Consider the following 26,890-nt stretch of genomic DNA (forward strand, 5'->3'; position numbering starts at 1 on the left):
TCAACTCCACTGCCTTTTGTTTAAATTCTAAAGTGTAATGTTTGGGTTTACTTCTCATAATTGCTAAGTTAATAACTAGCAAGCATATTCTCTCATCTTTATGTCCAGTCTAATATAGGAAGTCCAATGCCCCAATTCCCATAACTATTAAACCAAGAGACATTCCTTTTTTGTAACCAATTTTATTTAAAATGTATGAAGCTGGTAAAGCCATAAATACAAAGGAAATGTATGATGCCGATGCTACTAGGTAGGATTGCGCTTCAGTTAACTCATTAATAGTTTTCATAAAAGGAATTAATGCTCCATTAATCCAAGTAACAAATCCAAATATAAAAAACAAGGCTGCTATAATTGCTATAGCAACCTTATTAGTGCTCTTAGTACTTTCAATCATTTTTAAAACTAAATAAAAAATTTGGATTAAAATAAATACCAATTTAATCCTAACAGAATTTGTTCGACCAATAACAATTCCGAAAAGGTGTTCGTGAAATATCAGTATTATTCGAGAGTAACCTAAGCTTAAACTACCAACTCATTCACTTTTCTAATTTTATGGCTAGAATATCTATTTTCAAGTTTTGTTTTACTGAACTCATCTTGACTTTTTGTTTTTAACCGAAAATGAGTTGGAATTTAACCAGATGAGGCAGTTTTTGAAGCTCATAGCAGCGCTACGGACAAAAAAAGTAACGAAATATGGGTGAATTTCAGTCATTTTTTAGGAAATAGAAAAAGTCAAGATGAGTTCACTGTGTTAGAATATCCTAAAGACCTTCTTAAGGTTTATCTTTTAAATCTACACACAAATTTCATCTCAATAAGTCTGAAGATGACAATCGCTATTAAATTTCAATTGACACAGTTTATCGTTTTTCGGTTTCTGGAGTCTATTCTATAATCTTAAATAATTATTAAGGACAAGGGGTTCTTGTAATTATCCTTAACCAAACCACCATGAACTTCCAGTCCATAGATTTGGGCTGGTAACTCAAAGTAACCCCCAATGATAGTTACTCAATTGTGAAATTTCTGTTATTCCCATCGTTTGGTCTTCGATGACTCTTCAAATACTCATTGACAATCTCATCGGTCATATTAACGGTATCCAACAACCGCTTCCAATTCCAAAAAAACCTACCCTAATATTTCTATTTTAAACTCGGAAACTCCTGTTGGAGTTTTCTCGAACTTCTTCCTTTTTATTTCTTGACTAAATGATTTACACTTTGAAAAGGCCTAAACTCAAGATTCATGTGCACATGATCCCTTAAGAATTAGTCCCTTTATAACCTGCACACCTTCATTATCATATGTTTGCGTTAACAGTGCGAGACGTAGAATCTGGATGTCTCCTTTTAATACATGATAACGAAATTTAATGTTCTAAACTACATGAACCGTCATTCGAAATGTATTATGACCATTTGATCTTTGTTCTGCCATAAAAAAAAGCTAAACCTTTTTAAAAGCTAAATCGAAATGCACTAAAGTACATAGTTTTAACTATTTTTGAGACCAATAATCACAAAGTGGTGCTTAAAAAATTATCACTAGAGTTAAGTCCTATGAATACTAAAAAAATAAAACTCTAGATAATCCCTCTTACTCCTGAACTTTATGGTTTTGAATTATAAACCAAAAAACATTAATAGTTAAACAAACTTATAGTTTTTGATATTGAACGTATTTTTAATTAGTTCAACAAAAACAATAAAATGTTGTACCTAAACATTTCTTCAAGCTAATCTTAAACAAAAAAAGTCGAAGAGAAATCTTCGACTTTTTGTACAGACGGGGAGACTCGAACTCCCACACCTCACGGCATTAGATCCTAAGTCTAACGTGTCTACCAATTCCACCACGCCTTCATTTCAAAACTTTAACACTAATAAATAGGTTAAATCCTAAGTCTAGCGCGTTTCTTGGATTTTTTCATTTAAAGAATTTTGATTTCATCAAAATCAAAAGGATTAATTCTAATCTTAAAAAGTGTAATAAAATTTTGCGTTGTATATCAAATGAAATCAAACTATATCAAATACTATTTAAGGGAATAAAAACAGTATTATTCTGTACCTATTCTGTACCCATCAAAATAAAAAAGCCTTTCAATTTCTTGAAAGGCTTGATTTTCCTAGTAGCGGGAACTGGACTCGAACCAGTGACCTTCGGGTTATGAGATTGTATCTTAAATAAACTAAAAATTATTGATAGTAGAGTAAAATAATAGTTTTTGATGTCAAATATATTTAAAACTAATTATTCTAAATGAAGTCAATAAAAACGGTGAAATACTGTACCTAAGTTGTACCTGAGTAAAAAACACTGCCTTTGTCAACGAAAAAAAGCCCAAGAAAAACTTCCGCTTTTGTACAGGTAGGGAGACTCGAACTCCCACACATTGCGGCATTAGATCCTAAGTCTAACGTGTCTACCAATTCCTTTAGATCCAAATCTATTGATTTTTAAATTCATTCCAGAATCAATTTCAATTTTTCCATATCCTGACTCACTTTTTTTTCCACTACTCTAGCGTAGATTTGGGTAGTTGCTAATTTTGTGTGTCCTAAAAGTTTTGAAACGGTTTCTATGGGCACACCATTAGTTAAAGTTACGGTGGTCGCGAAGGTGTGACGCGCCATATGAAAAGTAAGGTTCTTCTTAATACCACAATGGTCTGCTATTTCCTTTAAATAACTATTCAATTTTTGATTGGACAATTTAGGTAGAAGGTTGTCACTAATAGAAGTTCTAATATCATTTTTATACTTATCAATTAAGATACTAGCCTTAGGAAGTAAAGGTATTTTAAAAGGCGTCCCTGTCTTGGTCCGCTTCCCCGATATCCAAGGATGACCATCTATTCCCTTTACTATATTAACGGTTGTCAATCTAACAATATCACTATAAGAAATACCCGTATAACAACTAAAAACAAATAAATCTTTAACCACCATCAGACGCTCAATCTTAGAAGATAAATTCTCAATACTTTGTAATTCATCGCCAGTAAGAAATTCGCGTTCTTTCTTTTCAATCTTAATTTTAAAATTAACAAATGGATCTCTATGAATCCATTCCATCTGATAGGCAAGAGTGACCATTCTACGTAATCGCTTAATATGCTTCATGGCCGTATTATTTCCAATTTCGGATTGCCCACGCTTTGGAATAATAAGAGCGCAGAAAATCTTCAAAACCTATTACAAAACTGTAATCAAGTTCGCAGAGAAGCATATCAGTAACATTATATTCCTTTAAAATAAACTCGACCATATACCTTTGACTGGTCTTGTATTGACCCATAGTATTTTTATGCAGCTTGTGTTGCATCTTTTCATTATGATAGTCAATAAGATTTTGAAAAGAATAGCGCCTTCTGTCCTCACCTAGATATTTAGCTTTTATCATTTGGGAAGTAAATGGCTTTTCTTTCTTCCTAAAATCTTCGTAAATCCGATAAATTTTTGATTGTACCTCGTTCAAATAGATATTTAGAGTACGTGAATCCTTATCTGTTCCATTTGCTCTCTGGAGTTTTTCATCCCAAGTACTAATATTAATTTTCTTTTTAAGGCTTATGTTGACACGTTTACCATTTAAGGTAATACGCAAATAGATATTTACTTGATTTTTTATAACGCGTTTACTGTATACCCAAAACAGTACTGAAAATGTTGTTGAAGTTCTCATAGTTGTCGTCTTTAAACGGTTAAACATTATTTAGACGAAAGTCAAATCAACTATAATTATAGCAAGTTACATTATTCTGTCAACATATTTGTAACAAAGAAGATATGTTGACGATTTGTGACCTTTTAAATGCAAATCATATCAATTTATATGATTACCCTAAAAACATAAAACCTTGTAAATCATAGGATTTACAAGGTTTTGAGGGATTTTGATTTCCCATTTCGCGGTCTGGACGGGACTCGAACCGATTATAGTCCACAAAATCATAATCAATTTTTGAAAATAAATGGAACAAAAAACAATGAGACACCAGCAAGCACCATTGAACCTAAATAAGTATAATGTAGTCCAGTTTCGTTCAGTAGCGGAAACTAGACTCGAACCAGTTACCTTCGGGTTATGAGATTCAAAATATTCAATTAATTATAAACAAAAAAATATCAATAGCAGAACAAGGTAATAGTTTTTGATATTAAATATATTTAAAACTCATGATTTTAAATTAAGTCAGCGAAAATAACAAAATGTTTTACCTATGTTGTACCTGTATGAATATTGTTAACGATTTTAAACAAAAAAGCCGAAGATTCATCTTTGACTTTTGTAGAGGTGGGGAGACTCGAACTTCCACACATTGCTGGATTAGATCCTAAATCTAACGTGTCTTCCAATTAAACTAAGCTAGCATTTAAAAAATTTTAGATTTTTTCTTGACTAATCCCTAATGTAAATTAACATTAGCTATAGTTTTACCTACACTTTTGTTTATGTTATAGCTTAATATCTTCCTTAATGATTTCATATCAACACTCACTTTCTCTTCGATGACCCTAGCATAAACTTGTGTCGTTGACAATTTGGAATGCCCCAATAGTTTTGATACCGTTTCTATGGGGACACCATTAGAGAGGGTCACTGTGGTAGCAAAAGTATGCCTTGCAGAGTGAAACGTGATATTCTTATTTATTTCAAATATTGCTGTTATTTCTTTTAAGTAGATATTTGTTTTTTGGTTGCTAAATACAGGCAATAATTTCGCGTTGCCATGAGCGTTATTATCATATTTTTTGATAATATCCAGTGCTTTATCCAATAGTGGTATTTTAATGGGCTGTTCCGTTTTTTCTCGTTGGGTGAATATCCAATAATAACCATCAATGCCTCTAACGATATTATTATCTGTTAGGGATTTAACATCAGTATACGAAAGTCCCGTATAACATGAAAACACAAAAACATCCCTTGTATTTTTATGGTACTCAGCTTTTAATTCACCTTGTTCAAATATCTGAAGTTCCGATTCTGACAAATAATCCCGTTGGTGTTTTGTGAATTTAAGCTTAAAACGTACAAAAGGGTCTTTTTCTATCCATTCCAATTGAAGTGCCAAATTCATCAGTTTCTTTAGGCGTTCCAAATGTTTCATAACGCCATTGTTGTTCAGTGGTTGCCCCTTGTTGATTGAAGGACCTTTTCGCAGGTATTGTTCAAAATCAATGATAAAGCTATAGGATAGCTGTTTTAAATATTTATCGGTGGACTTTATTTTAGCCTTTAAAAACCTTTTTAAGTATCGCTCAGTGGTATAATAGTTCTTTAAGGTTCCGGACTTTAAAACGGTTTTCATGGTCGTGTTATGGTAATCCACGAGTTCCATTAAAGTTTTTTCTTGTTCATCCTCTCCCAAATACCTAGCCTTTATAGCTTGTGAGGTTATGAGCTTGAATTCAGAAAGTAATTGTTTATGACATGCCAAGAGCTCAGAGTATACCTGGTCTAAATAGGCATTCAAGGCTGGGGCGTTTGGGGTTCTTGGTCTGGGGCGTTTGGTTTTTGAGTCCCAAGAGCTAACCGATTGGTAACGTTTTAAGCTGATTTCTGCACGTTTTCCGTTGACCGTGATACGGGCATAAACGGGTGCCATACCGTTCTTTTTTTTAGCTGTGTTCAACCAAAAATGGATACTAAAAGTTTTTGAAGTTTTCATGTACTCTCGCATTAAGTGAATATTCGATTTGTTTACGAAAGTCAAATCGTTGCGAAAGTCAAATGCTAATGGACTACCAATGTAATGAAAAATTTGGTAATTTTTTAGGTAACCGAATAGGTAACCTGCCAATTGATATTAAAGCTAACCTTTTGGTTTCAAAAAATATGAAATTCGTTGATCTCCATAAGATTAGCTGTATTTTGATATCATTTGATACCTTAAAAGTCGGGGTGGCAGGATTCGAACCTGCGACCTCCTGCTCCCAAAGCAGGCGCGATGACCGGGCTACGCTACACCCCGAAAAATGTAACTTCGTTGTGTAGTTTACCCCGAGCGAAGTCGAGGGGCTACACCCCGAAAATTGAGACTGCAAATATAGAACTTTTATTCCAATCCAAAAGAGATTTATTCTATTTTTAAATAGAAAACTATTCGCTCTCATTAATACTATTAAAAAGCTTAGGTTCAAGTAAAAAATTGGTTTCATTTTATAAAACCTAAGAAATAATAGTAAATTTGTTTTTGACTAAATCAAATTAAATTTTCATGCTTATAATAGGAATTGCCGGAGGTACTGGATGTGGCAAGACTACCGTTGTGAACCAAATACTAAATGAACTCCCCGAGGGCGAAGTTGGTATCATTTCACAGGATTCTTATTATAAAGACACATCCCATCTTAGTTATGATGAGCGTGTTGAGATTAATTTCGACCACCCAAGATCTATCGATTTTAATCTATTGGTAGAACATTTAAAAGATTTAAAAAATAATATTCCTGTACAGCAACCAGTATATTCCTTTGTAAAACACAATAGAACAGGAGACACCATTTTAACCCAGCCCAGAAAAGTAATGATTGTCGAGGGAATTTTAATTTTAACCAATCCCGAATTAAGAGACATGTTCGATATTAAAATATTTGTCCATGCCGACACGGATGAACGCTTAATTAGACGTCTAAAACGTGATATTACAGAACGTGGAAGGGATTTAAACGAAGTACTTATACGCTATCAAACTACCTTAAAGCCAATGCACGACCAGTTTATAGAACCCATGAAAGAGTATGCAGATATCATTATACCCAATAATAAGTACAACACCGTAGCTATAAATATCGTTAAAACCATTATAAACAACAGACTATAAATGGGCATTTTAAAAAAGAAATATTTAAAACCTTTCAAAAACTGGTTTGTTATTATTTTAATTGGATTTGCAGTTTGGATGCTCTTTTTCGATGCCAATTCCTGGTTTATCCATAACGAACTTAATAATGATATTGAAGCTTTGGAAGCCGAGAAGGAATATTACAAGCGAGAAATTGAAGAGGACAATAAAGCCATTGAAACTTTAAAGACCGAAGAAGGCCTTGAAAAATTTGCAAGGGAAGAGTACTACATGAAGCGGGACAATGAAGAAATTTATATTATTGAATACGAAGACAGCTTAAAAGCCAAACAAAATGAATAAACCATTGTTTAATGATTTTCAGGAAGTTTCGGCCAAACAGTGGAAACAAAAAATTCAGTTCGATCTAAAAGGAGCCGATTATAATGACACGCTTATCTGGAATACCGAAGAAGCTATTGCCGTAAAGCCCTTTTATCATGCCGATGATTTTAAAGCACTTCCAGAAGTTACAAACACCAGAGCAACACAGTGGAAGATTTGTCAATCCATTTTTGTATCAAACACTGAACTATCAAATTTAAAAGCTATCGATGCCATTACACGTGGTGCCGAAAGTATTAAATTTATTGTTCCGTCTGATACTATTGCAATTGATGCTTTATTAAAAGACATCGACCTGAATACGATTCCTATTCATTTCGAATTACAATTTCTTTCAGAAAACTTTATAAATAAGCTTCTTGACTTTGCTCCGAAGTCGATAACTGTCCATACCGATATTATTGAAAATTTAGTTAGATCAGGTAACTGGTTCATCAACTTAAAAGACGATTTTCAAAAATTTGAACGTATCGTGAAAAACACGAAGTCGTTTAGGGTAGACACCTCATCATACCAAAATGCAGGAGCTTCCATAGTACAACAATTGGCCTATAGTCTTGCCCATGCCAATGAGTACCTCAATCATTTAGACCATGTGGTTGCGAATGAAATTAAACAATCCCTTAATGTTTCTTTCAACCTTTCCATCGGTTCCAATTACTTTTTCGAAATAGCCAAATTAAGGGCATTGCGATTACTTTGGCAAACGCTCGCTTCAGCATATAACCTCAATACAGATTGTAACATATTAGCCACCCCTTCAAAACGCAACAAAACCCTGTACGATTACAACACCAATATGTTGCGAACCACAACCGAATGTATGAGTGCTATTCTAGGAGGTGCCGATACCATTTGCAATCTGCCTTATGATGCTTTTTACCACAAGGACAATGAATTTGGTGAGCGTATCGCTAGAAACCAGTTGTTAATTTTAAAACACGAAAGCTATTTCAATACCGTAAACAATCCCAGTGATGGTTCTTACTATATTGAATCACTTACATTACAATTAGCTGATAAAGCCTTAAAACTTTTTAAAGATATAGAAGCTAATGGAGGCTTTTTAAAGCAACTTAAAGCAGGAACCATCCAACGAAAAATAAAAGAAAGTGCCCTAAAGGAACAACAAGACTTTAATAATGGCGAGTTAATATTATTAGGCACCAACAAGCACCCCAACCCAGATGATAAAATGAAGGGCGAACTGGAACTATATCCCTTTGTAAAAACCAAACCCAGAAAAACATTAATAGAACCAATTATAGAACATCGCTTATCTGAACCATTAGAACAAGAACGTTTAAAAAAAGAAGAATAAGATGAACACAAAAATTAATTCAATTGCATTTTTATTAGTACTAACTTTATTGAGCTGCAAAAAAGAACAAACCTTTAGTGATTATCAATATACCGATAAAGGTATGGTCTTAAATTGTGAATCTATTGACACTAAACTATACAACGAAGCCCTTTTTGCTTTTGAAGATGACATAGTCAACTATTATAGCAAAGACAAACCAACACAAGTAAGGGCGTTTTCTCAATTTGTACGCGATGCTGTAAATAATAGAGCTAAATATGCAGACATGGTATCGCCACATACCTTAAAGGTTTTTCAAGCCCTAAAAAATGAAGCTGATCTATGGGATACCAACAACCCTAAAAGTCATTTAAACTACAATAGCACTTTTTTCAAGTGCATTGCAAGCAACATTCAAGATAACGATCTAAAAACCACCCTTAACGCTTTGGTATCTACCAATAGTATGAGTCCGAAACTATTTGGGACACCATTAACATCGCAATACAGTTTAGCGCTTAAAGACAAATATTTAGCGGCCTACATGGCTTTCGATTTGTTTTATGCCAAACTATATGATGTAGACCTTTCCAGAGTCAACATGGAAAAACCCAAAGCCCCTGTAGACTTTAATAAGGTGCCAAATACAGCTCAATAAGATTCCCTAAACTGACTATAATTGCTAAATGCGAAAAAGCCTCCAACATATTGTATTAAAGTCGGAAACCGAAAGTTCGAAGTTAGAAGAACAAACTTTTGATACCGCCGAAGGTATTGCCGTAAAATCATGGTATTCTAAAAGCGATATTGAAGGTTTGGAACACCTCAACTTTGCCGCTGGCATTCCTCCCTATTTACGGGGACCATATAGCACTATGTATGTTCGTAGACCTTGGACCATTAGGCAATATGCAGGGTTTTCTACCGCCGAAGAAAGCAATGCCTTTTACAGGCGTAATTTAGCAGCGGGGCAAAAAGGGCTTTCTGTAGCTTTCGATTTGGCGACCCATCGCGGTTATGACAGTGATCACGAACGTGTGGTAGGCGACGTAGGTAAAGCAGGCGTGGCCATCGATTCGGTCGAGGACATGAACATGCTTTTCGACCAAATACCTCTAGATAAAATGTCGGTCTCCATGACCATGAACGGTGCTGTTTTGCCCATTATGGCTTTTTATATTGTAACTGCTGAAGAACAGGGCGTTTCCTTGGAACAATTGTCGGGCACCATTCAAAATGATATCCTAAAAGAGTTTATGGTGCGTAACACCTATATTTATCCACCTACGCCCTCGATGAAAATTATTTCGGATATTTTTGAATATACCAGCAAGTACATGCCTAAATTCAATAGCATTAGCATTTCCGGTTACCACATGCAGGAAGCTGGTGCGACCTGCGATATAGAATTGGCCTATACCCTCGCCGATGGTTTGGAGTACCTGAGAACTGGCATAAAGGCGGGTATGGATATTGACACTTTTGCTCCGCGCCTATCCTTTTTCTGGGCTATAGGCATGAACCATTTTATGGAAATTGCCAAAATGCGGGCAGCGCGCATGCTTTGGGCCAAACTGGTAAAACAGTTCAATCCTAAAAACGATAAATCCCTGGCATTGCGTACCCATTGCCAAACATCGGGGTGGAGTTTAACGGAGCAAGACCCGTTTAACAATGTGGCGCGCACCACTATTGAAGCCGCTGCTGCAGCCTTTGGGGGTACACAAAGTTTGCACACCAATGCTTTGGATGAAGCCATCGCACTTCCAACCGATTTTTCGGCACGTATAGCCAGAAACACGCAATTGTTCCTTCAAGAAGAAACCAAGATCACCAAAACGGTCGACCCTTGGGCAGGCAGTTACTATGTTGAAAAATTAACCAACGATATTGCACATAGAGCCTGGCAACTTATTGAAGAGGTTGAAGACTTGGGCGGCATGACCAAAGCCATTGAAGCTGGCATACCTAAAATTCGTATAGAGGAAGCAGCCGCAAAAAAACAAGCCCGCATCGATTCTGGACAGGATATCATTGTAGGGGTCAATAAATACCGATTGGAAAAAGAAGACCCTATTACTACATTGGAAGTTGATAACCAAACTGTTAGAAACCAACAAATAGAACGATTAAATACCATCAAACATAAGCGAAATAATGCTAAAGTTAAAACCGTTCTTTCCAATTTAACCCAAGCAGCAAAAAATTCCTTAAATTCGAATAATACAGATACCAACTTACTGGCTTTAGCTGTTGAAGCTGCCCGCGAACGTGCTACACTTGGTGAAATAAGCAACGCACTGGAAGTCGCTTTTGGACGTTATAAAGCCGAAATAAAATCATTTTCTGGCGTGTACAGTAAAGCAATAAAAGACGACGAATCATTTAAAAAAGCTCAAGAATTAGCTGATGTCTTTGCCGAGCAAGATGGTCGGCGACCACGGATCATGATAGCTAAAATGGGGCAAGACGGTCATGATAGAGGGGCAAAAGTTGTAGCTACCGGTTATGCCGACGTAGGTTTTGATGTGGACATAGGCCCTTTATTCCAAACCCCTGAAGAAGTTGCCAAACAGGCCGTGGAAAACGATGTGCACGTGTTGGGCGTATCGTCGTTAGCGGCAGGGCATAAAACCTTGGTGCCTCAAGTTATAGAAGCCCTTAAAGCTTATGGTCGCGATGATATTATGGTTATTGTTGGTGGTGTGATACCCAAGCAGGACTATCAATATTTATTTGATGCAGGAGCCATTGCAGTATTTGGGCCTGGCACCAAAATAAGCGATACGGCCATTAAGATTCTTGAGATATTAATTGATTGACTTTACTTTTTCGATAAAAGTATTTATTAATAGCAAGTTAAAATGAAAGACCTCACGGGTATTAGAAACCTGTGAGGTCTTTGTTTTTATATACAAAATCGGATAATTTTCACTAATCTACCTTTTCATCAATTTTGGCTTTAAACTCAGTTTCTTCAAAGTCACCAGCATTTACTACGGTCCATTTATCAAAGGTTTTAAAGTACTTCTTTATAACCTTATTAACATCTTCAACCGTTAAACCGTTTACTCTATCTTCAATAGCTTTATAAAACATCATATCCCTGTCGTAATACAAGTTATTATTTATAGTACCTACCAGCTCATTGTCTTTAGCCCTAGATACATTTTTACTTTGTACCCAACTGTTAACGGCCACTTTTAATTCATCTTCAGTAATACCATCTTTTATAAAACGCTCAATTTCTTCATTAAATCCTTTTTGCACTTTCGAGGCATTTTCAGGAGCATAAATGGCATAAACCAAAATGGACGAGTTTTTATCTTTTGGATCAGAATCTACCCTAACATATCCACCAGCGCCATAACTCACACCATCTTTTTGCCTTAACCTATCGGCTATTCTGGAATTTAAAAATCCGCCTCCAAAAATAGAACTCGCTATTTCAAGTGCCGCAAAATCTTCATCTACCTCACTGCCTTCAAAGGACATCGCTCCAATACTTATTGCGTTTTTCTTATCGGGAGTTTTTATTTTTTCGTTCGCCGCATGGTTAAGCGCAAATTTATCTGCAATTGGTTTATAAGGTTTATTCGATTTGAAATCGGCAAAATTCGCTTCAAAGTAATCCTTCAATTGTTGTTCATCTATATTACCAATAGCTATAAGCGTGGCATTATCTGATATCCCATAAAATTCATCATAATACTTTTGAATTCCTTCTACCGTTGCGGCATTGATTTCCTCGATATCTTCTTCTATGGTCGTGGCATATAATGGGTGCCCTTTTTTATATTTCTGATTTAATAGCCTAAGCTTTTTACTTGCCAAAAATTGGGGCTCTGTTTTATTTTGTTCAATGTTTGCTAAATCAATCGTTTTTAATTTTTCCAATTCTTCTTTACTAAAATCAGGGTTTTTAAGCATGTCGGTCATTAAGGCTAGGGCTTCCATAAGATGCTCTTCTGTAGTGCTTATTCGCGCACTCACCCGTCCATTAGATCCCGAAAAACTTATAGAAGATTTAATGGCACTTAACTTATCCTCAATATCCTGACGGGAGTTATTTTTAGTACCTTTATTTAACATTCTTGCGGTATAACCTGCTAATCGCCCTTTATTCATAAAATCGTTAACATTACCATTTCTAAATATAAAATTAAGAGTCACCGTTTTACCCCTATTGTCCTTTTTAATAAAGCCATATTCTATTGGAGTGCTTTTTAATTCGCCAGAATTCAATCTGTTTTGAATGTTTTCATAGGACACATCAAAAGCTTCCCCTACATTCAACCCTTCTTTTCCTTTATAGGAAGACACTAATTCCTCTAAGCCTTCTGTATGTTCAATTTCTACACGGATGGGTTTTTCGGCTGGAATAAAATTCCCTACGGTTCTATTGGTATGTATAAAGTACCTTTGAATAGCAGCATTAACTTTTTCTGCAGTTATTTGTTCCACGCGGTCTCTTGTAATGAAAGACAACCGCCAATCTCCGGCACCAATAAATTCACTCATAAAAGTGCCCAAATAAGCTGAATTCCTAAATACCTGATCGTATTGCTTCATCAACTTTGACTTGGCGCGATTTACTTCTTCTTCAGTCACAGGATTATCTTTCAGCCCATCTAAAACATCCAATAATGTCATTTCGGCCTCAGAAAGTGATTTGTCTGAAGGCACATTTACATTAAAATAAATAAATGAAGGTTCTTTAGTGAATGGACTAAAAGACCAAACCGAAGAAGCTTTTTCACCATCAACAAGAGCTTTATACAATCGACCTGAAGGTTGATCGGTTAAAATTTGATCGGCCACAATAATAGCGGCATAATCTGCGTTGGACCCTGCTGGTGTGTGGTATAAAGCCGAGGCTAACTGCAAATCTCCTACCCTACTTAAGGTCACCCTTTTTTCACCATCTTGGGCGGGCTCTACAGTTGGTATGTCCCTTAAAGGTGTACTAGGCTTTTTAATACCAGAAAATTTCTTCTCGATTAAGGATAACATTTTGTCTGTTTCGAATTTGCCTGTAACCATAAGCACTGCATTATCTGGCCTGTAATATTTTTTATAAAATGCCTGCAGATTTTCAATAGGCACACGCTCAATATCTGAACGGTTACCTATGGTAGATTTTCCGTAATTATGCCATAAATAAGCGGCACTTATCACTTTTTGCATTAACATTCTGGTAGGCGAATTCTCCCCCATTTCAAACTCATTTCTAACCACAGAGAATTCAGATTCTAAATCCTCTTTAGCGATATAGGAATTAACCATTCTATCGGCTTCAAGGTCTAATGCCCATTCCAGATTTTCATCGGTTGCATTAAATGTTTCAAAGTAGTTGGTTCTATCGTACCAAGTGGTACCATTAGGTCTTGCGCCGTGTTCGGTTAATTCTTTTGGGATATCTGGGTGATTGGGTGTGCCTTTAAAAACCATATGCTCTAATAAATGAGCCATCCCTTTTTCTCCATATCCCTCATGTCTAGACCCTACCTTATAGGTAATATTAACCGTAATGGTTTGCGATGAATTGTCTGGAAACAACAGTACTTTTAAACCATTATCCAACATGTACTCCGTAATGCCCTCTACTTGGGCCGTTTGTGTTACTTGTGCACTTCCTGTTAAACAAAAAGTTACTGCAACCAGTAAAATTGTAAGAATTTGATTGATGTTTTTCATAAAATAAGTGTTTTTTCTGATAGCTAAAGATATGAATTTAAGTTCCATAAAAATGTTAAAATTATGATAAGTATAAGTTATCCCCTTAGTGAAAGGCAACACATCGATAACATAACAGGCTGTTTATTGATTTGTTAACAAGTTCGGTTTTTATTCCTCATAAATAATTGTATTTTTACCGCTTAATAAACCAAATCATTTAATGGGTAAAATCATTGCTATTGCTAATCAAAAAGGAGGTGTAGGTAAAACCACAACGTCCATAAATTTAGCAGCTTCACTTGGTGTTCTAGAAAAAAAAGTCCTTCTTATAGACGCAGACCCACAGGCTAATGCGACTTCTGGCATTGGTATTGACGTAGAGTCTGTAGAGATTGGCACCTACCAATTATTAGAGCATTCCAATTCAGCTAAAGAGGCCATTATAAAAACCGATACACCTAACCTATATGCCATACCGGCACATATAGACCTAGTTGCTATAGAAATTGAACTTGTTGACAAAGACAACAGGGAATATATGCTTAAATCGGCTTTAGAAAGCATCAAAGGCGAATACGACTACATTATTGTAGATTGTGCGCCATCATTGGGCCTATTAACTTTAAATGCGCTAACAGCAGCCGATGCGGTAATTATCCCCATCCAATGTGAGTATTTTGCTTTGGAAGGTTTGGGCAAGCTATTGAATACCATTAAGAGTGTTCAAAAAATACACAACCCAGAGTTGGATATAGAAGGCCTACTGCTAACCATGTACGATTCACGTTTAAGATTATCTAACCAGGTGGTTGAAGAAGTTCAAAAACACTTCAATAATATGGTTTTTCAAACCATTATTCAACGTAATGTACGTTTGAGTGAAGCGCCCAGTTACGGCGAAAGCATAATTAATTATGACGCCAGTAGCAAAGGAGCTACGAATTACTTAAGTTTGGCAAAGGAAATCATCAATAAAAACGATTAATATGGCCAAAGCAACTAAAAAACAGGCTTTAGGTAGAGGGTTGTCGGCTCTTTTAAAAGATCCGGAAAACGACATTCAATCGGTTCAAGATAAAAATGCCGATAAGGTTATAGGCAATATTGTTGAATTGGATATCGATTTTATTGAGGTTAACCCATTTCAGCCTAGAACCAATTTTAGTGAAGAGTCCATAAAAGAATTAGCCTCTTCCATAAAGGAATTGGGTATTATACAGCCCATTACGGTTAGAAAGCTGGATTTTAATAAATACCAGTTAGTTTCTGGTGAACGCCGCTTTAGAGCCTCTAAATTAATTGGGCTGGAAACTATTCCTGCCTACATTAGGATTGCTAACGATCAAGAGTCGTTAGAAATGGCCTTGGTTGAAAACATCCAACGCCAAGATTTAGATCCTATTGAAATTGCGTTGTCTTACCAGCGTTTAATAGACGAGATCAATTTAACCCAAGAGCAAATGAGCGAACGTGTTGGTAAAAAGCGTTCTACTATTGCCAACTATTTACGTTTATTGAAATTGGACCCAATTATCCAAACTGGTATGCGAGATGGATTTATTAGCATGGGTCATGGTCGGGCATTAATTACTATTGAGGATCAAACGGCACAGTTAGATATCTACGAAAACATACTTTCCAATAAATTATCGGTAAGGGAAACCGAAGAATTAGTACGTAACTATGGTACGGCACAAGAGCCAAAATCAAGCGCCAAAAAAACTACAGATGAGGAAGTTCCAAAATACATCAAAAAAGGGATTACTGCCTTTTCTGAATACTTTGGACACAAAATAGACGTTAAAGTTTCTAAAAATGGAAAAGGGAAAATTACAATTCCGTTCCATTCCGAAGAAGATTTTAACCGTATTAAAAAACTAGTTCAAGGTGCCAAATAAGCTTATAACAGCCTTTGCATGTGCGTTACTGTTTTGTTTTTCGATAGCTGCACAAGATAGCGATAACCAAAAACAAGACGATGTTCCAGAAATCATAAACGAAGAAGCCATTGAATTTAGGGAAGAAATAAATCCGTTATCCCCAGCTAAGGCAGCTTTTTTATCGGCGGTATTACCCGGTCTTGGACAAGCCTACAACAAAAAATACTGGAAAATACCCATCGTATATGGTGCTCTGGGTACGGGTATTTATTTCTATATCAATAACAACAAGGAATACAACAGGTATAGAGATGCTTACAAAAGTAGGTTAGCTGGTTTTAAAAATGATGAGTTTTATTTCGGCCCAGATGGAACCCAATTAACTACACCTCGAATTACAGACGATGGCTTAAGACGTGCCCAAAAGTTCTACCGAAGAAATAAAGAACTATCCCTTTTAGTAACTATTGGAATATATGCCCTTAATATTATTGATGCCAATGTAGATGCACATTTATTGCAATACAATGTAGATGAAAACCTATCTTTGTCACCGCATTATAAAATAAATGAAATAGATGCCACCGGCAATCTTGGTTTAACTTTAAATTTAAAATTTTAGATATGAATATTGCTTTATTAGGATACGGAAAAATGGGACAGACCATAGAGCAAATAGCTATTAAAAGAGGGCATAACATTGTCCTAACGGTTGATAAGGATGATAGAGACTACGATATTACCAAGGCCGATGTGGCGATAGACTTTAGTATCCCCAATGTAGCCTTTAACAATATTTCGCATTGCATTAACAACAATGTACCTGTTGTTTCTGGAACTACTGGCTGGTTAGAAAATTATGATAATGCTGTTGCCCTGTGTAAAGAAAAAAACGGTGCTTTTATCTATGCCTCCAACTATAGTTTGGGTGTGAATATCTTTTTTGAGCTGAATAAAAACTTGGCCAAAATGATGAGTTCCCTCAAGCAGTACAATGTGAGCATGGAAGAAATCCACCACACACAAAAGTTAGATGCGCCCAGTGGTACAGCCATCTCCCTTGCCAATGATATTATTAGCAACCATGACCAGGTTGATGCTTGGAAATTAAATGAATCGGGAGATAATACCATTCCTATTGTCTCTAAACGCATTGAGGATGTTCCTGGTACCCATAGCATAACATACGAAAGTGAAGTAGACACCATTACCATAGAACATATTGCACATAACCGTCAAGGCTTTGCCTTAGGTGCCGTTATCGCTGCAGAATGGTTGGCAGACAAAACTGGCGTTTTTAGTATGAAAGATGTATTGGGGATTTAGTGAAAAAATGATAATTAAAAGTGAATATTTGTCCTTTTTAAATTCCTCGCAAATTCTTCATTATTAATTTTTCACTGTTAATTAATAATGGTAAATCTTTGTTAAAAAGAAGCAGATCAACGAACAGGGATTTTTATTTCACCTAGAAATACTGCAAATTTGAACATTTTAAACCCATTGTCATACGACAATAAACAATAATATAAAATTATGACGCTAACACAATGGTTTATATTCCTATTGGCTATCCAAATTATACATGGTTTAGGCACTTGGAAATTATATACAAAAGCAGGTAGAAAAGCATGGGAAGCATTCGTTCCTGTTTATAACGGCATCGTTTTAATGAAAATAATTAACCGGCCTTGGTGGTGGGTTATTTTAATGTTCCTTCCTATTGTCAACCTCATCATGCTTATCGTGGTTTGGGTGGAGACCGCTAGAAGTTTTGGCAAAAACTCTTACCAAGATACGTTTTTGGCCGTTGTTACCTTAGGGTTTTACAACTACTACCTAAACTATGTTGCCGATGTAAAATATGTTGAAAACCGGAGCATACAACCTAAATCGGGCTCTGGTGAATGGACAAGTTCTATTTTGTTTGCCATTGTAGCAGCTACTATTGTACACACCTATTTTATGCAGCCCTTTACCATTCCTTCGTCGTCGTTGGAAAAATCACTTTTGGTAGGCGACTTTTTATTTGTTAGCAAGTTTCACTACGGCGCCAGAGTACCAATGACTACTGTGGCTGCTCCTATGGTACATGATACCATCCCTAAGTTAAAAACAAAATCGTATTTGTTTGATGATCATAAAGGAAGTAATTCCTGGAAAAATAAGCTACAGCTCCCTTATTTAAGGCTTCCAGGGTTTGAAAACATTAAACGTAATGAAATTGTCGTGTTCAATCAGCCTGCAGATACGCTATTGGATATGAACAACTTCCATCCCGATAGAAATTATTACAAGCCCATCGACAAAAAGACCAATTTGGTAAAACGTTGTGTTGGTCTACCTGGGGATTCTTTAGAAATCCGTGATGGTTATGTTTTTATTAATGGAAAACAAAATGAATTACCAGACAGAGCACAATTACAGTTTAGCTATTATGTACAACCAAAGACTAATCAGTTTAACCCTCAATTCTTAAAGGAGCGTTACGATATTACCGATTATTTTTACATTGCCAATAACCAAAACACCTATAGGTTTTCTGCCATTTCTGATGCTGCCTTGGCTAAGTTTAAAAACCATCCCAATGTGGCAAGCATTACTCCCATTAAAGCGGAAAAAGGCGTTAGGGATTCAAACATATTTCCACATCACCCAGATTACAATTGGAATATTGACTTTTTTGGCCCCTTATATATTCCTGAAAAAGGCAAAACCATAGACATCAATTTAGAAGTTTTACCGCTATACAAACGTGTTATTACCGAATATGAAGACAACACACTGCAAGTAAAAGGCAACCAAATTCTAATTAATGGTGAAGTGGCCAATACCTATACCTTTAAACAGAATTATTATTGGATGATGGGTGACAACCGCCATAATTCTATCGATGCCAGATCTTGGGGCTTTGTACCGTTTGACCATGTGGTTGGCAAACCCGTATTTATATGGATGAGCTGGGATGGCTTTAAAAACCCGCGCTGGGAACGCTTCTTTACTACAGTGCATGGTAAAGGTGAAGCAACATCTTATTTTATTCCATTTTTAGTGGTATTATTTGGCTTAATTGGCTTTAACAAATTAAGAAAACGTAAGAAAGCAAATAGCTAGTTTGTCATTCCTGCGTGTTTCACTGAGCTTATCGAAGTGAAAGCTGGAATTTTAATAGACTCTTAATACAACATAATATTTGGATTCCTGCCTTCGCAGGAATGACAGAAACAATGAACATCATCATCCACCCTACATATTTTCCTTCCATAGCTCATTTTGTAGCCATAGTGAAGGCACGGGAGGTTATTCTGGAAATGGATGATAATTTTGTAAAGCAAACCTATAGGAACCGTACCTATATTTATAGTGCCAATGGCAAATTAGGACTAAACATCCCCGTGATCCATTCACAAAAAAACAGGCAAAAATATAGGGACGTTAAAATTTTCAATAAGGAGCAATGGCAGAGTATTCACTGGAAATCCTTATTATCTGCTTACAGGACTTCGCCTTTTTTTGAATATTATGAAGATGAACTGGCACCGCTATTTAAGCAACCGTTTGACTCCATACTAGATTTTAATTTGTCTTGTCTGGAAACTGTATGTGCGTGTTTACAGATGGAAAACAACTTCACCAAAACTGAAGTTTATCAAAAAACTGTTGATGGCATATTGGATTATAGACCTTTGGTTCATGTAAAAAAAGAAACGCCACAAAATTTTACCCCCTACACACAAGTATTTGGCAATAAACATGGATTTATTTCGAACTTAAGCATTTTGGATTTACTGTTTAATGAAGGACCTAACGCTATAAACTATTTAGAGTCCCAAAAATTAAAAATAGCCTAATGATACAACACCTTACACATTATGGCTGCCACATCCTGTTGCCTTTGGCTATTGCTTTGGTATTTTACAAACGCAACTGGAAAATAGCCTTTATAACAATGCTAGCTGCTTTTGCCATCGATTTGGACCATTTATTGGCAACTCCCATTTTCGATCCCAACAGATGTAGTATTGGCTTTCACCCCTTACACTCCTCTTTTGCCATAACGTTCTACCTATTTCTCTTAGTCCCAAAGAAATCACGACTGGTAGCCCTTGGATTGGTCATTCATATTTTTTCTGATGTAGTGGATTGTTTATTAAGATAACCTTTCATAAAAATAGTTTAGACAAAGAAAATCTTTTATACATCTTGAAAATTGAATTTTTTGTTTATTTTAGTTTTTGTTGATTGGTTAAACAGTCAACAAAAATTACAACCAACCCCAGCCCCAACCAATGAAACCTACTTTACATAAAAAAAGGCATAATGTATTCTTTGTCTATATAGTTATAATACTTATTGCCATTGGAATACTTTCCTTGTGTTTACTACGTAATGCAACCTCTCTTAGAGATCTTGAAAACACACACCATACCCTATATGTCTTAGGATCGGAATTAAAAGAAAGCTCAGAGGAACTAACCAAGTTTTGCAGAAACTATGTTATAACTGGAGATGCGTCTTGGGAACAAAAATACTGGGACATTTTAAATGTTAGGAACGGAAAAAAAGCAAGAAGCAATGGTAGGTTAATTGCTTTACGGGATAGCTTATCGAAATTGGGAATAACCAAAAATGAATATCAAAAGTTAGTTGAAGCCGAAGATAATTCAAACGCACTTGTTTGGACAGAGAAAACAGCTTTCAATGCCATGAAAGGTATTTATCTAGACTCCTTAAGCAAGTTTACCGTAAAAGGATCTCCAAACCCCATATTGGCAAAAAACATTCTTTATAACGAAAAATACCATCAAGATAAAGCAAACATCATGCGACCAATTGCATCATTCCGTAGCATGATAAACAATCGCTTTCTTACAAAAATAGAAGACCTAAAAGACATTAATGTGCACTTAGTTTTTGCTATCATTGCGCTAATAATTAGCAGTTCGGTACTTTCCTTTTATGCTATTTTAGTTATGAGAAAAAAAATCATTAATCAATTAGTAGAGCTCAGGGTTTCAAATATAAAAACAGAACAAACTTTACAAAATCTAAAAAACACACAAACTAAATTAATACAGGTAGAAAAAATGGCCGCATTAGGTACGTTAACTGCTGGAATGGGTCATGAAATAAATAACCCACTTAACTATATTATGGGAGCCTATGAAGTTCTTAATATTTATTTTGAAGAACATGGTAGCAAAGATCAGGAAATGACGAGTATGTCTTTAACTAACATAAAGGAAGGAATAAACAAGGTTTCTAATATTGTACACGGACTCAATCAGTTTAGTAGAGACAACAGCAATTTCGATGAAGACTGTGACATACATGACACCATAGACAATTGCCTGCTTATGCTACAACACCAAATGAATGATGCCGTTATAATAAATAAGTTGTACTATAAAACACCCATAAAAGTTAAAGGGAATGTAGGCAAACTTCACCAAGTTTTTTTAAATATCTTATCTAATGCCCTTTACGCTATTGGAGACAAAGGGCAAATAACCATAACAACGCAAAAAGACAACGAACAATCAATTCGTATTGAAATAAGTGACAACGGTATTGGTATTAAAAAAAGCCACTTACACCAGATAAAAGATCCTTTCTTTACAACAAAACCTCCTGGTGAAGGTACTGGTTTAGGTATGGCTATTTCTGATACTATAGTAAAAAAACACAAAGGGCAATTAACAATCGAATCAGAAGAAGGCAAGGGCTCTAAAATTTCAGTAATATTACCTTTAAAAAAGCTTAACTATGACCAAAAGAATTAAAGTATTATATGTAGATGACGACCATATAAACCTTAAGCTTTTTGATATTGTTTTTAGTAAGAAGTTTGATGTTGTAATAGCCGAAAATGGTGTTGAAGGCATTAAATCGCTTAAAAACAATACTGATATTGATATTGTGATAAGTGACATGAAAATGCCCATTATGAATGGTTTGGAATTTATAAACAAAGCCAAGGATATGTTTCCAGACAAACCCTTCTGTATTTTAACAGGTTTTGAAATTACCAACGAAATTACAGATGCGCTCAATACCGGATTAATAGTCAATTACTTTAAAAAGCCTTTTAATAGAATAGAGTTGGAATCTGTTATTGAAAAAGTACGTTAAACTCCGTTGTTTTTATAAACTTAACGAGGCCATAATAGGATAATGATCAGAATAATGTTCGTTATAGGTCTTAAACCCATTAACAGTAAAAGCTTCATCAGAGAAAATATAATCAATCCGTACAGGGAAAAACTTAAAATTGTAAGTTCTACCAAAGCCTTTTCCTGCTTCTTTAAAAGTATCGTTTAAATCGCCTTTAATGTTTCGATACACATAGGAATACGCCGTGTTATTAAAATCGCCACAAACAATCATTTTATAACGGCATTGTTTTTTGTGCATTAAAAACAGTTCGGTTTGAAATTGTTGCATTTTAAACGTCTTACTTACCCTTTTAAACAAACGTTCGGAATCTTCCTTTTTAAGGCTTTCAACATTGGTATCGATATGCAATGATTCTAAATGAATGTTATAAACACGCAGGGTATCCGCTCCCTTTACAATATCGGCATAAATGGCATTGTTACTGGTATTTGGAAACTCAACAGACCCGCTATTGATTATTGGAAACTGGGAATAAATGGCCTGTCCGTTCTTTACCTTTTTTCCGGAAAGTTTTTCGTATTTGTATTTAAAAAAAGAAAGGTCTACATTTTTATGTGGATGGTATTCCTGCAAACTTAAAATGTCTGGAGATTGTTCTTTTATAAAATCAACGATTTTGGTTTCGATCCCTTTTTCTGGAATCCAATCGTAAAGGTTAAACAGCCTAACATTATAGTTCATTACCTTTAGATTATTGTCGCCCTCAGTATATTTAGAAGACGAAAATCGGTACAACGAACCATAAAACAAATATCCTATAAGCAGAACGACTAACGATAAAAGCAATTGCCTTTTTACTTTTACCAGCCAATACAAAAAAAACAGGGCATTAGCCAAAATTAAAAAAGGGGCGCCTAAATTAAGTACAGCCAAAATAGAGAATGTCTTTGGCGGCAACAGGGACAATAGATAGGACAATAAAAGTAGCGTTGCCAATATAGCATTAACTAAATAGATTATCTTATCAAAAAAACGCAACTTCTTCAATCTTTAATAGTTATTGGTTTTTGTGCTAATTGTTTTTAGGGCTTCAATATGCTATGATATGGCTGTATCTTAACCACTGTTTGCCTACTGAAACTGCGACTGCCTATTATCATTTCCCCGATCTAAACAAAAACTCCTTCTCTTCGGCTGTTAAGCTATCATAGCCACTTTTACTAATTTTATCTAGAATAAGGTCTATCTGTTTCTGTTTATTAAATTCCTTAAAATCTGATTTGGGGTACCCTTCTACCTTGCTTTTATTCTTATGGACTGTCTTTAGAGGTTTTCGCTTAGAAGCCTTAAACACGTTAGCTATACGGTCCATAAATTTTTCAAAACCCTTGCCTATATCTGTTCCTTTGGTTAATTGTTTTGCATAAAAATACCCTAATAAGGCACCGCCAAGATGGGCAATGTTCCCTCCAGAATTACCATAAACCGGATCCTTAATTCCAGAAATAACACCAAGCACATCCAATATAACAATAGCTAGACCTATATACCATAGCTTAATACTAACCGTGAAAAACCGAAATTCTTTATTGGGCATATAAGCACATAAGAAGATAAGCAATGCCCTTACCGAAGCCGAAGCCCCTACCAAACGTGAGTTCACAAAAACATCTGGAAACAGATTATATAGCAATAAATACAGTAAGGCACCACAAATAGCACCAAGGAAATAAATATTTAAGGCCATTTTGGGGCTAAATAAATTCAAAACCCATTGGGCAATGATGTACAACCACAACATATTGAACAGGATATGCAAAAAGTTGTAGTGCACAAAAGCATAGGTTACCACACTCCACGGTTGTAGTATAAACGCATTAAAATCGCTTGGCATCTCAAACCAGCTTAAAAGCGATTTAAACAAAAGGCCTAAAAGAAAAACCACAACGTTAATCGCAATTATCTTTTCTAGAACATTTAGGCGTTTTAATTTATCTTTTATATCCTGCGATAGTGACGTCATAAATCCCACCTGTTTTTTTTGAATTGACTCCTTTTCCAATACCACATAATTAAAAAACCTGTTACGGCGCCACCTACGTGAGCCATATAAGCGGTATTACTTGGACTAAAAAAGGATTGCCCTGTTAGTCCCGAAATTAAATCTAAAATAATAATACCAGGAATAAAATACTTGGCTTTTATAGGTATAGGTAAAAATATAAGCATTAATTCTGCATTGGGATTCATAAGCCCAAAAGCAGCCAAAACCCCCATTAAACAGCCTGAAGCCCCTACCATGGTACTTCTAGCGATAACATTCATATCAAACAAGGCTTTAAAATTAGCATCGGTAATGGCGTTTGCATTAAAACCGTACTCATTTAAAATTGGTAACATTTGCCTACTTAGCAATTCTCCTTTAATAAACTGCCCTTCTGAAGCATCGATAGACACAATCTTCCTTAATAGCTCATTACTCATTCCTAAATCTGCAATACCTTGATATGCGGAGTAAAAATCGACATAATAATACCCTACCTGCAATGCCACTGCTCCCAATCCGGCAGATAAGTATAGAAATAAAAACTTTTTTGCTCCTAAAAAATGTTCTACTGGAGTACCAAACATCCATAGAGCAAACATATTAAACAAAATATGAGATGGCCCCCCATGCATAAACATGTGCGTAAATATCTGCCATGGTTGAAAAGCCTCATTTTTTGGAAAATGCATGGCAAACCAATCATAAAAAAGAGTTCCACCTCCAATGGTCAATGTCCCAATAAACATTAGGACATTAATAATGAGTAAGTGTTTTACCGTATCTGAAATCCGCATCATAAACTATATAAATTTTTTATCCAATTCATCAACTCCAACCGTTATAAAGGTTAACCTATTGGTAGGTGAAACATTGGGTTCTTTGCAAGCAAAAAGCTTATTCACAATATGCTCTTGCTCATCCTTTTTTAAGGCTTGTCCCGTTTTTATGGCCAAACTTTTAGCCATGGACTTGGCCAACAAATCGGTAGCACTAAAATTAGCCTCTGGCACTTCGTTCTGCACATCGCTAATAAGCTGTTCCAAAATAATGGAGACCTCACTTTCTGGCACACATAAGGGCACTCCTGTAATTTCTACAGATTCTTCTTCAATATTAGAAAATACAAATCCCGTATGTTCTAAATCGTCTTTTAACTGTTTTATAATCTCTATTTCCTGCGCCGAAAAATGCAACTCCAAAGCAAACAGCAATTGTTGACTCACGCCTTCCTTCACTGTTATATTTTGAAGAAAATCTTCGTACAGTATACGTTGGTGTGCACGGTACTGGTCTATAACCAACATCCCAGATTTAATTGCACTAATTATATATTTATTATGAAGCTGATAGGTTGTACTTGCCTGTTCGTGCTGTGTTTCAACTTCAAATAAAGAGCTAACGGACTCTTCTGTTTCAAACGCTACCTCACTAAAATCACTAGGAGTAGATGTGTCTTCAGATTGCAGCCCTACATACAAACCATCCCAATTGGCTGAAGATTGCTTTTTAAACGTTGTTGTAGCCGATTTATTGGATACTTTTTGCTCTTGAAATGGATTAAAGTCCCTATCGACTTCAATCTTAGGAGGTTCTACCGTTGTTTTAGAATAATTATAAGGCGTATCCAAATTAGAATCCCTTTCAAAGTCTATAACGGGTGCAATATTGAACTGTCCCAGACTATGCTTTACAGCAGAACGTAAAATTGCATACAGGGTATGCTCGTCATCAAACTTAATCTCTGTTTTAGTTGGATGAATATTAATATCTATGGTTTGTGGATCTACAGTTAAGTTTAAAAAATAACTGGGGTGTGTACCGCTTTTTATCAACCCTTCAAAAGCCGATAATATGGCATGGTTTAAATAGGCACTTTTTATAAAGCGATCATTAACGAAAAAATACTGCTCGCCCCTTGTTTTTTTAGCAAACTCCGGTTTCCCAACAAATCCAGATATCTTTAGGACTTCGGTCTCTTCCTCAACAGGCACCAACCTTTCATTAGTCTTGCTCCCAAAAATGTTTACAATACGCTGCCTATAGTTACTAACGGGAAGGTTAAAAGATTCGCTCCCATTATTGTAAAAAGAAAAATGAATGGTGGGATGGGCTAAGGCTACCCTGTGGAATTCGTCGATAATATGACGCAATTCTACGGCATTGGACTTTAAAAAATTACGCCTCGCCGGAATGTTAAAAAATAAATTTTTCACCGAAACGGAAGTGCCGTTAGGTGTTACAACCACCTCCTGGGAGTCCACACGGCTGCCTTCTATGGTTAGGTTGGTACCTACCTCATCTTGCTCTTGCTTGGTTTTTAGCTCTACATGGGCAATGGCAGCAATACTGGCCAATGCTTCCCCACGAAAGCCTTTGGTATGCAAATGAAACAAATCATCGGCTGTTTTTATTTTTGATGTAGCGTGGCGCTCGAAACTTAAACGTGCATCGGTAGTACTCATCCCCTTACCGTTATCTATAACTTGAATAAGGGTTTTACCGGCATCCTTAACAATAAGTTTTATGGTTGATGCTCCAGCATCTATAGCATTCTCTAAAAGCTCCTTAACTACTGAAGCTGGTCGTTGCACTACTTCTCCTGCGGCTATTTGGTTAGCGACATGATCGGGCAATAGCTGAATAATATCTGCCAT

The 26,890-nt window shown here is 35.8% G+C and carries 22 protein-coding genes, 2 tRNA genes and 1 pseudogene; 14 read left to right on the plus strand and 11 right to left on the minus strand.

Annotated elements, in window-relative coordinates; all coding sequences use genetic code 11:
• Positions 1-115: 115 nt before the first annotated feature.
• The 6 genes and pseudogenes from MR062_RS15315 to MR062_RS15340 form a co-directional block, all read right to left on the minus strand.
• Positions 116-397: pseudogene (locus MR062_RS15315) on the minus strand (MFS transporter); the annotation flags it as partial.
• 1,395 nt (positions 398-1,792) lie between these two features.
• Positions 1,793-1,872 (minus strand) — tRNA-Leu (locus tag MR062_RS15320).
• A 605-nt stretch (positions 1,873-2,477) separates the two neighbouring features.
• The gene (locus MR062_RS15325) at positions 2,478-3,137 is read right to left on the minus strand and encodes a site-specific integrase (protein ID WP_242205852.1); all 660 of its coding nucleotides are present in this window, start codon (positions 3,135-3,137) and stop codon (positions 2,478-2,480) included.
• Positions 3,138-3,144: 7 nt separating this feature from the next.
• Positions 3,145-3,699, minus strand: a complete 555-nt coding sequence (locus MR062_RS15330) for a phage integrase SAM-like domain-containing protein (protein ID WP_242205854.1) — start codon at positions 3,697-3,699, stop codon at positions 3,145-3,147.
• Positions 3,700-4,423: 724 nt separating this feature from the next.
• Positions 4,424-5,689, minus strand: a complete 1,266-nt coding sequence (locus MR062_RS15335) for a site-specific integrase (RefSeq protein ID WP_242205855.1) — start codon at positions 5,687-5,689, stop codon at positions 4,424-4,426.
• A gap of 228 nt (positions 5,690-5,917) precedes the next feature.
• Positions 5,918-5,992, minus strand: a tRNA-Pro gene (locus MR062_RS15340).
• Between the two features lie 246 nt (positions 5,993-6,238).
• On the opposite strand from MR062_RS15340, the gene udk reads away from it, so the two are divergent.
• Genes udk through scpA form a run of 5 tightly spaced genes read left to right on the plus strand, consistent with a single transcriptional unit; the run spans position 6,239 to position 11,335 of the window.
• Positions 6,239-6,844 carry a uridine kinase gene (gene udk, locus MR062_RS15345; RefSeq protein ID WP_242205858.1) on the plus strand — a complete coding sequence of 202 codons (606 nt, stop codon included), beginning with the start codon at positions 6,239-6,241 and terminating at the stop codon, positions 6,842-6,844.
• Positions 6,845-7,168, plus strand: a complete 324-nt coding sequence (locus tag MR062_RS15350; RefSeq protein ID WP_242205860.1) for an FtsB family cell division protein — start codon at positions 6,845-6,847, stop codon at positions 7,166-7,168.
• Positions 7,161-8,531, plus strand: a complete 1,371-nt coding sequence (locus MR062_RS15355) for a methylmalonyl-CoA mutase subunit beta (RefSeq protein WP_242205862.1) — start codon at positions 7,161-7,163, stop codon at positions 8,529-8,531. The genes MR062_RS15350 and MR062_RS15355 overlap by 8 nt, the downstream gene beginning before the upstream one ends.
• Position 8,532: 1 nt before the next feature.
• Positions 8,533-9,171: a hypothetical protein gene (locus MR062_RS15360; RefSeq protein ID WP_242205864.1), complete on the plus strand. Its 639-nt coding sequence runs from the start codon at positions 8,533-8,535 to the stop codon at positions 9,169-9,171.
• A gap of 28 nt (positions 9,172-9,199) precedes the next feature.
• The gene (gene scpA, locus MR062_RS15365; RefSeq protein ID WP_242205866.1) at positions 9,200-11,335 is read left to right on the plus strand and encodes a methylmalonyl-CoA mutase; all 2,136 of its coding nucleotides are present in this window, start codon (positions 9,200-9,202) and stop codon (positions 11,333-11,335) included.
• Between the two features lie 112 nt (positions 11,336-11,447).
• Here the strand turns inward: scpA and MR062_RS15370 are convergent, their stop codons facing one another.
• Complete coding sequence (locus MR062_RS15370) at positions 11,448-14,210, minus strand: M16 family metallopeptidase (protein WP_242205868.1); 2,763 nt, start codon at positions 14,208-14,210, stop codon at positions 11,448-11,450.
• Positions 14,211-14,412: 202 nt separating this feature from the next.
• Here MR062_RS15370 and MR062_RS15375 point away from each other — a divergent pair, with 202 nt between their 5' ends.
• The 9 genes from MR062_RS15375 to MR062_RS15415 all read left to right on the plus strand — a co-directional run bounded on the left by MR062_RS15375 (position 14,413) and on the right by MR062_RS15415 (position 22,204).
• Positions 14,413-15,177: a ParA family protein gene (locus MR062_RS15375; protein ID WP_242205870.1), complete on the plus strand. Its 765-nt coding sequence runs from the start codon at positions 14,413-14,415 to the stop codon at positions 15,175-15,177.
• 1 nt (position 15,178) lies between these two features.
• Positions 15,179-16,090 (plus strand): ParB/RepB/Spo0J family partition protein, encoded by a 912-nt coding sequence (locus MR062_RS15380; protein ID WP_242205872.1) that lies wholly within the window; start codon positions 15,179-15,181, stop codon positions 16,088-16,090.
• On the plus strand, positions 16,080-16,694 hold the full coding sequence (locus tag MR062_RS15385) for a DUF5683 domain-containing protein (RefSeq protein WP_242205874.1): 615 nt from the start codon (positions 16,080-16,082) through the stop codon (positions 16,692-16,694). Before MR062_RS15380 ends, MR062_RS15385 begins: the two co-directional genes overlap by 11 nt.
• A 2-nt stretch (positions 16,695-16,696) precedes the next feature.
• Positions 16,697-17,398, plus strand: a complete 702-nt coding sequence (gene dapB, locus MR062_RS15390; protein ID WP_242205876.1) for a 4-hydroxy-tetrahydrodipicolinate reductase — start codon at positions 16,697-16,699, stop codon at positions 17,396-17,398.
• 210 nt (positions 17,399-17,608) lie between these two features.
• Positions 17,609-19,186 (plus strand): signal peptidase I, encoded by a 1,578-nt coding sequence (lepB, locus tag MR062_RS15395; protein ID WP_242205878.1) that lies wholly within the window; start codon positions 17,609-17,611, stop codon positions 19,184-19,186.
• Positions 19,187-19,299: 113 nt separating this feature from the next.
• Positions 19,300-19,923, plus strand: coding sequence for a WbqC family protein (locus MR062_RS15400; RefSeq protein ID WP_242205880.1), 624 nt, complete (start codon positions 19,300-19,302; stop codon positions 19,921-19,923).
• Positions 19,923-20,231, plus strand: a complete 309-nt coding sequence (locus tag MR062_RS15405; protein ID WP_242205882.1) for a DUF6122 family protein — start codon at positions 19,923-19,925, stop codon at positions 20,229-20,231. Before MR062_RS15400 ends, MR062_RS15405 begins: the two co-directional genes overlap by 1 nt.
• 130 nt (positions 20,232-20,361) lie before the next feature.
• Positions 20,362-21,855 carry a sensor histidine kinase gene (locus MR062_RS15410; protein ID WP_242205884.1) on the plus strand — a complete coding sequence of 498 codons (1,494 nt, stop codon included), beginning with the start codon at positions 20,362-20,364 and terminating at the stop codon, positions 21,853-21,855.
• Positions 21,839-22,204: a response regulator gene (locus tag MR062_RS15415; protein WP_242205886.1), complete on the plus strand. Its 366-nt coding sequence runs from the start codon at positions 21,839-21,841 to the stop codon at positions 22,202-22,204. The genes MR062_RS15410 and MR062_RS15415 overlap by 17 nt, the downstream gene beginning before the upstream one ends.
• Positions 22,205-22,216: 12 nt before the next feature.
• Here the strand turns inward: MR062_RS15415 and MR062_RS15420 are convergent, their stop codons facing one another.
• The 4 genes from MR062_RS15420 to mutL form a co-directional block, all read right to left on the minus strand.
• A complete protein-coding gene (locus tag MR062_RS15420) occupies positions 22,217-23,236 on the minus strand; it encodes an endonuclease/exonuclease/phosphatase family protein (protein WP_242205888.1) in 1,020 nt (339 codons plus the stop codon).
• A gap of 109 nt (positions 23,237-23,345) precedes the next feature.
• Positions 23,346-24,212, minus strand: a complete 867-nt coding sequence (locus MR062_RS15425) for a rhomboid family intramembrane serine protease (protein ID WP_242205890.1) — start codon at positions 24,210-24,212, stop codon at positions 23,346-23,348.
• Complete coding sequence (locus MR062_RS15430; RefSeq protein ID WP_242205892.1) at positions 24,209-25,033, minus strand: rhomboid family intramembrane serine protease; 825 nt, start codon at positions 25,031-25,033, stop codon at positions 24,209-24,211. Before MR062_RS15430 ends, MR062_RS15425 begins: the two co-directional genes overlap by 4 nt.
• A 3-nt stretch (positions 25,034-25,036) precedes the next feature.
• Positions 25,037-26,890, minus strand: coding sequence for a DNA mismatch repair endonuclease MutL (gene mutL / locus MR062_RS15435; RefSeq protein WP_242205896.1), 1,854 nt, complete (start codon positions 26,888-26,890; stop codon positions 25,037-25,039).

Source organism: Aestuariivivens insulae (assembly GCF_022662195.1).
In the GTDB taxonomy this organism is placed as follows: domain Bacteria; phylum Bacteroidota; class Bacteroidia; order Flavobacteriales; family Flavobacteriaceae; genus Aestuariivivens; species Aestuariivivens insulae.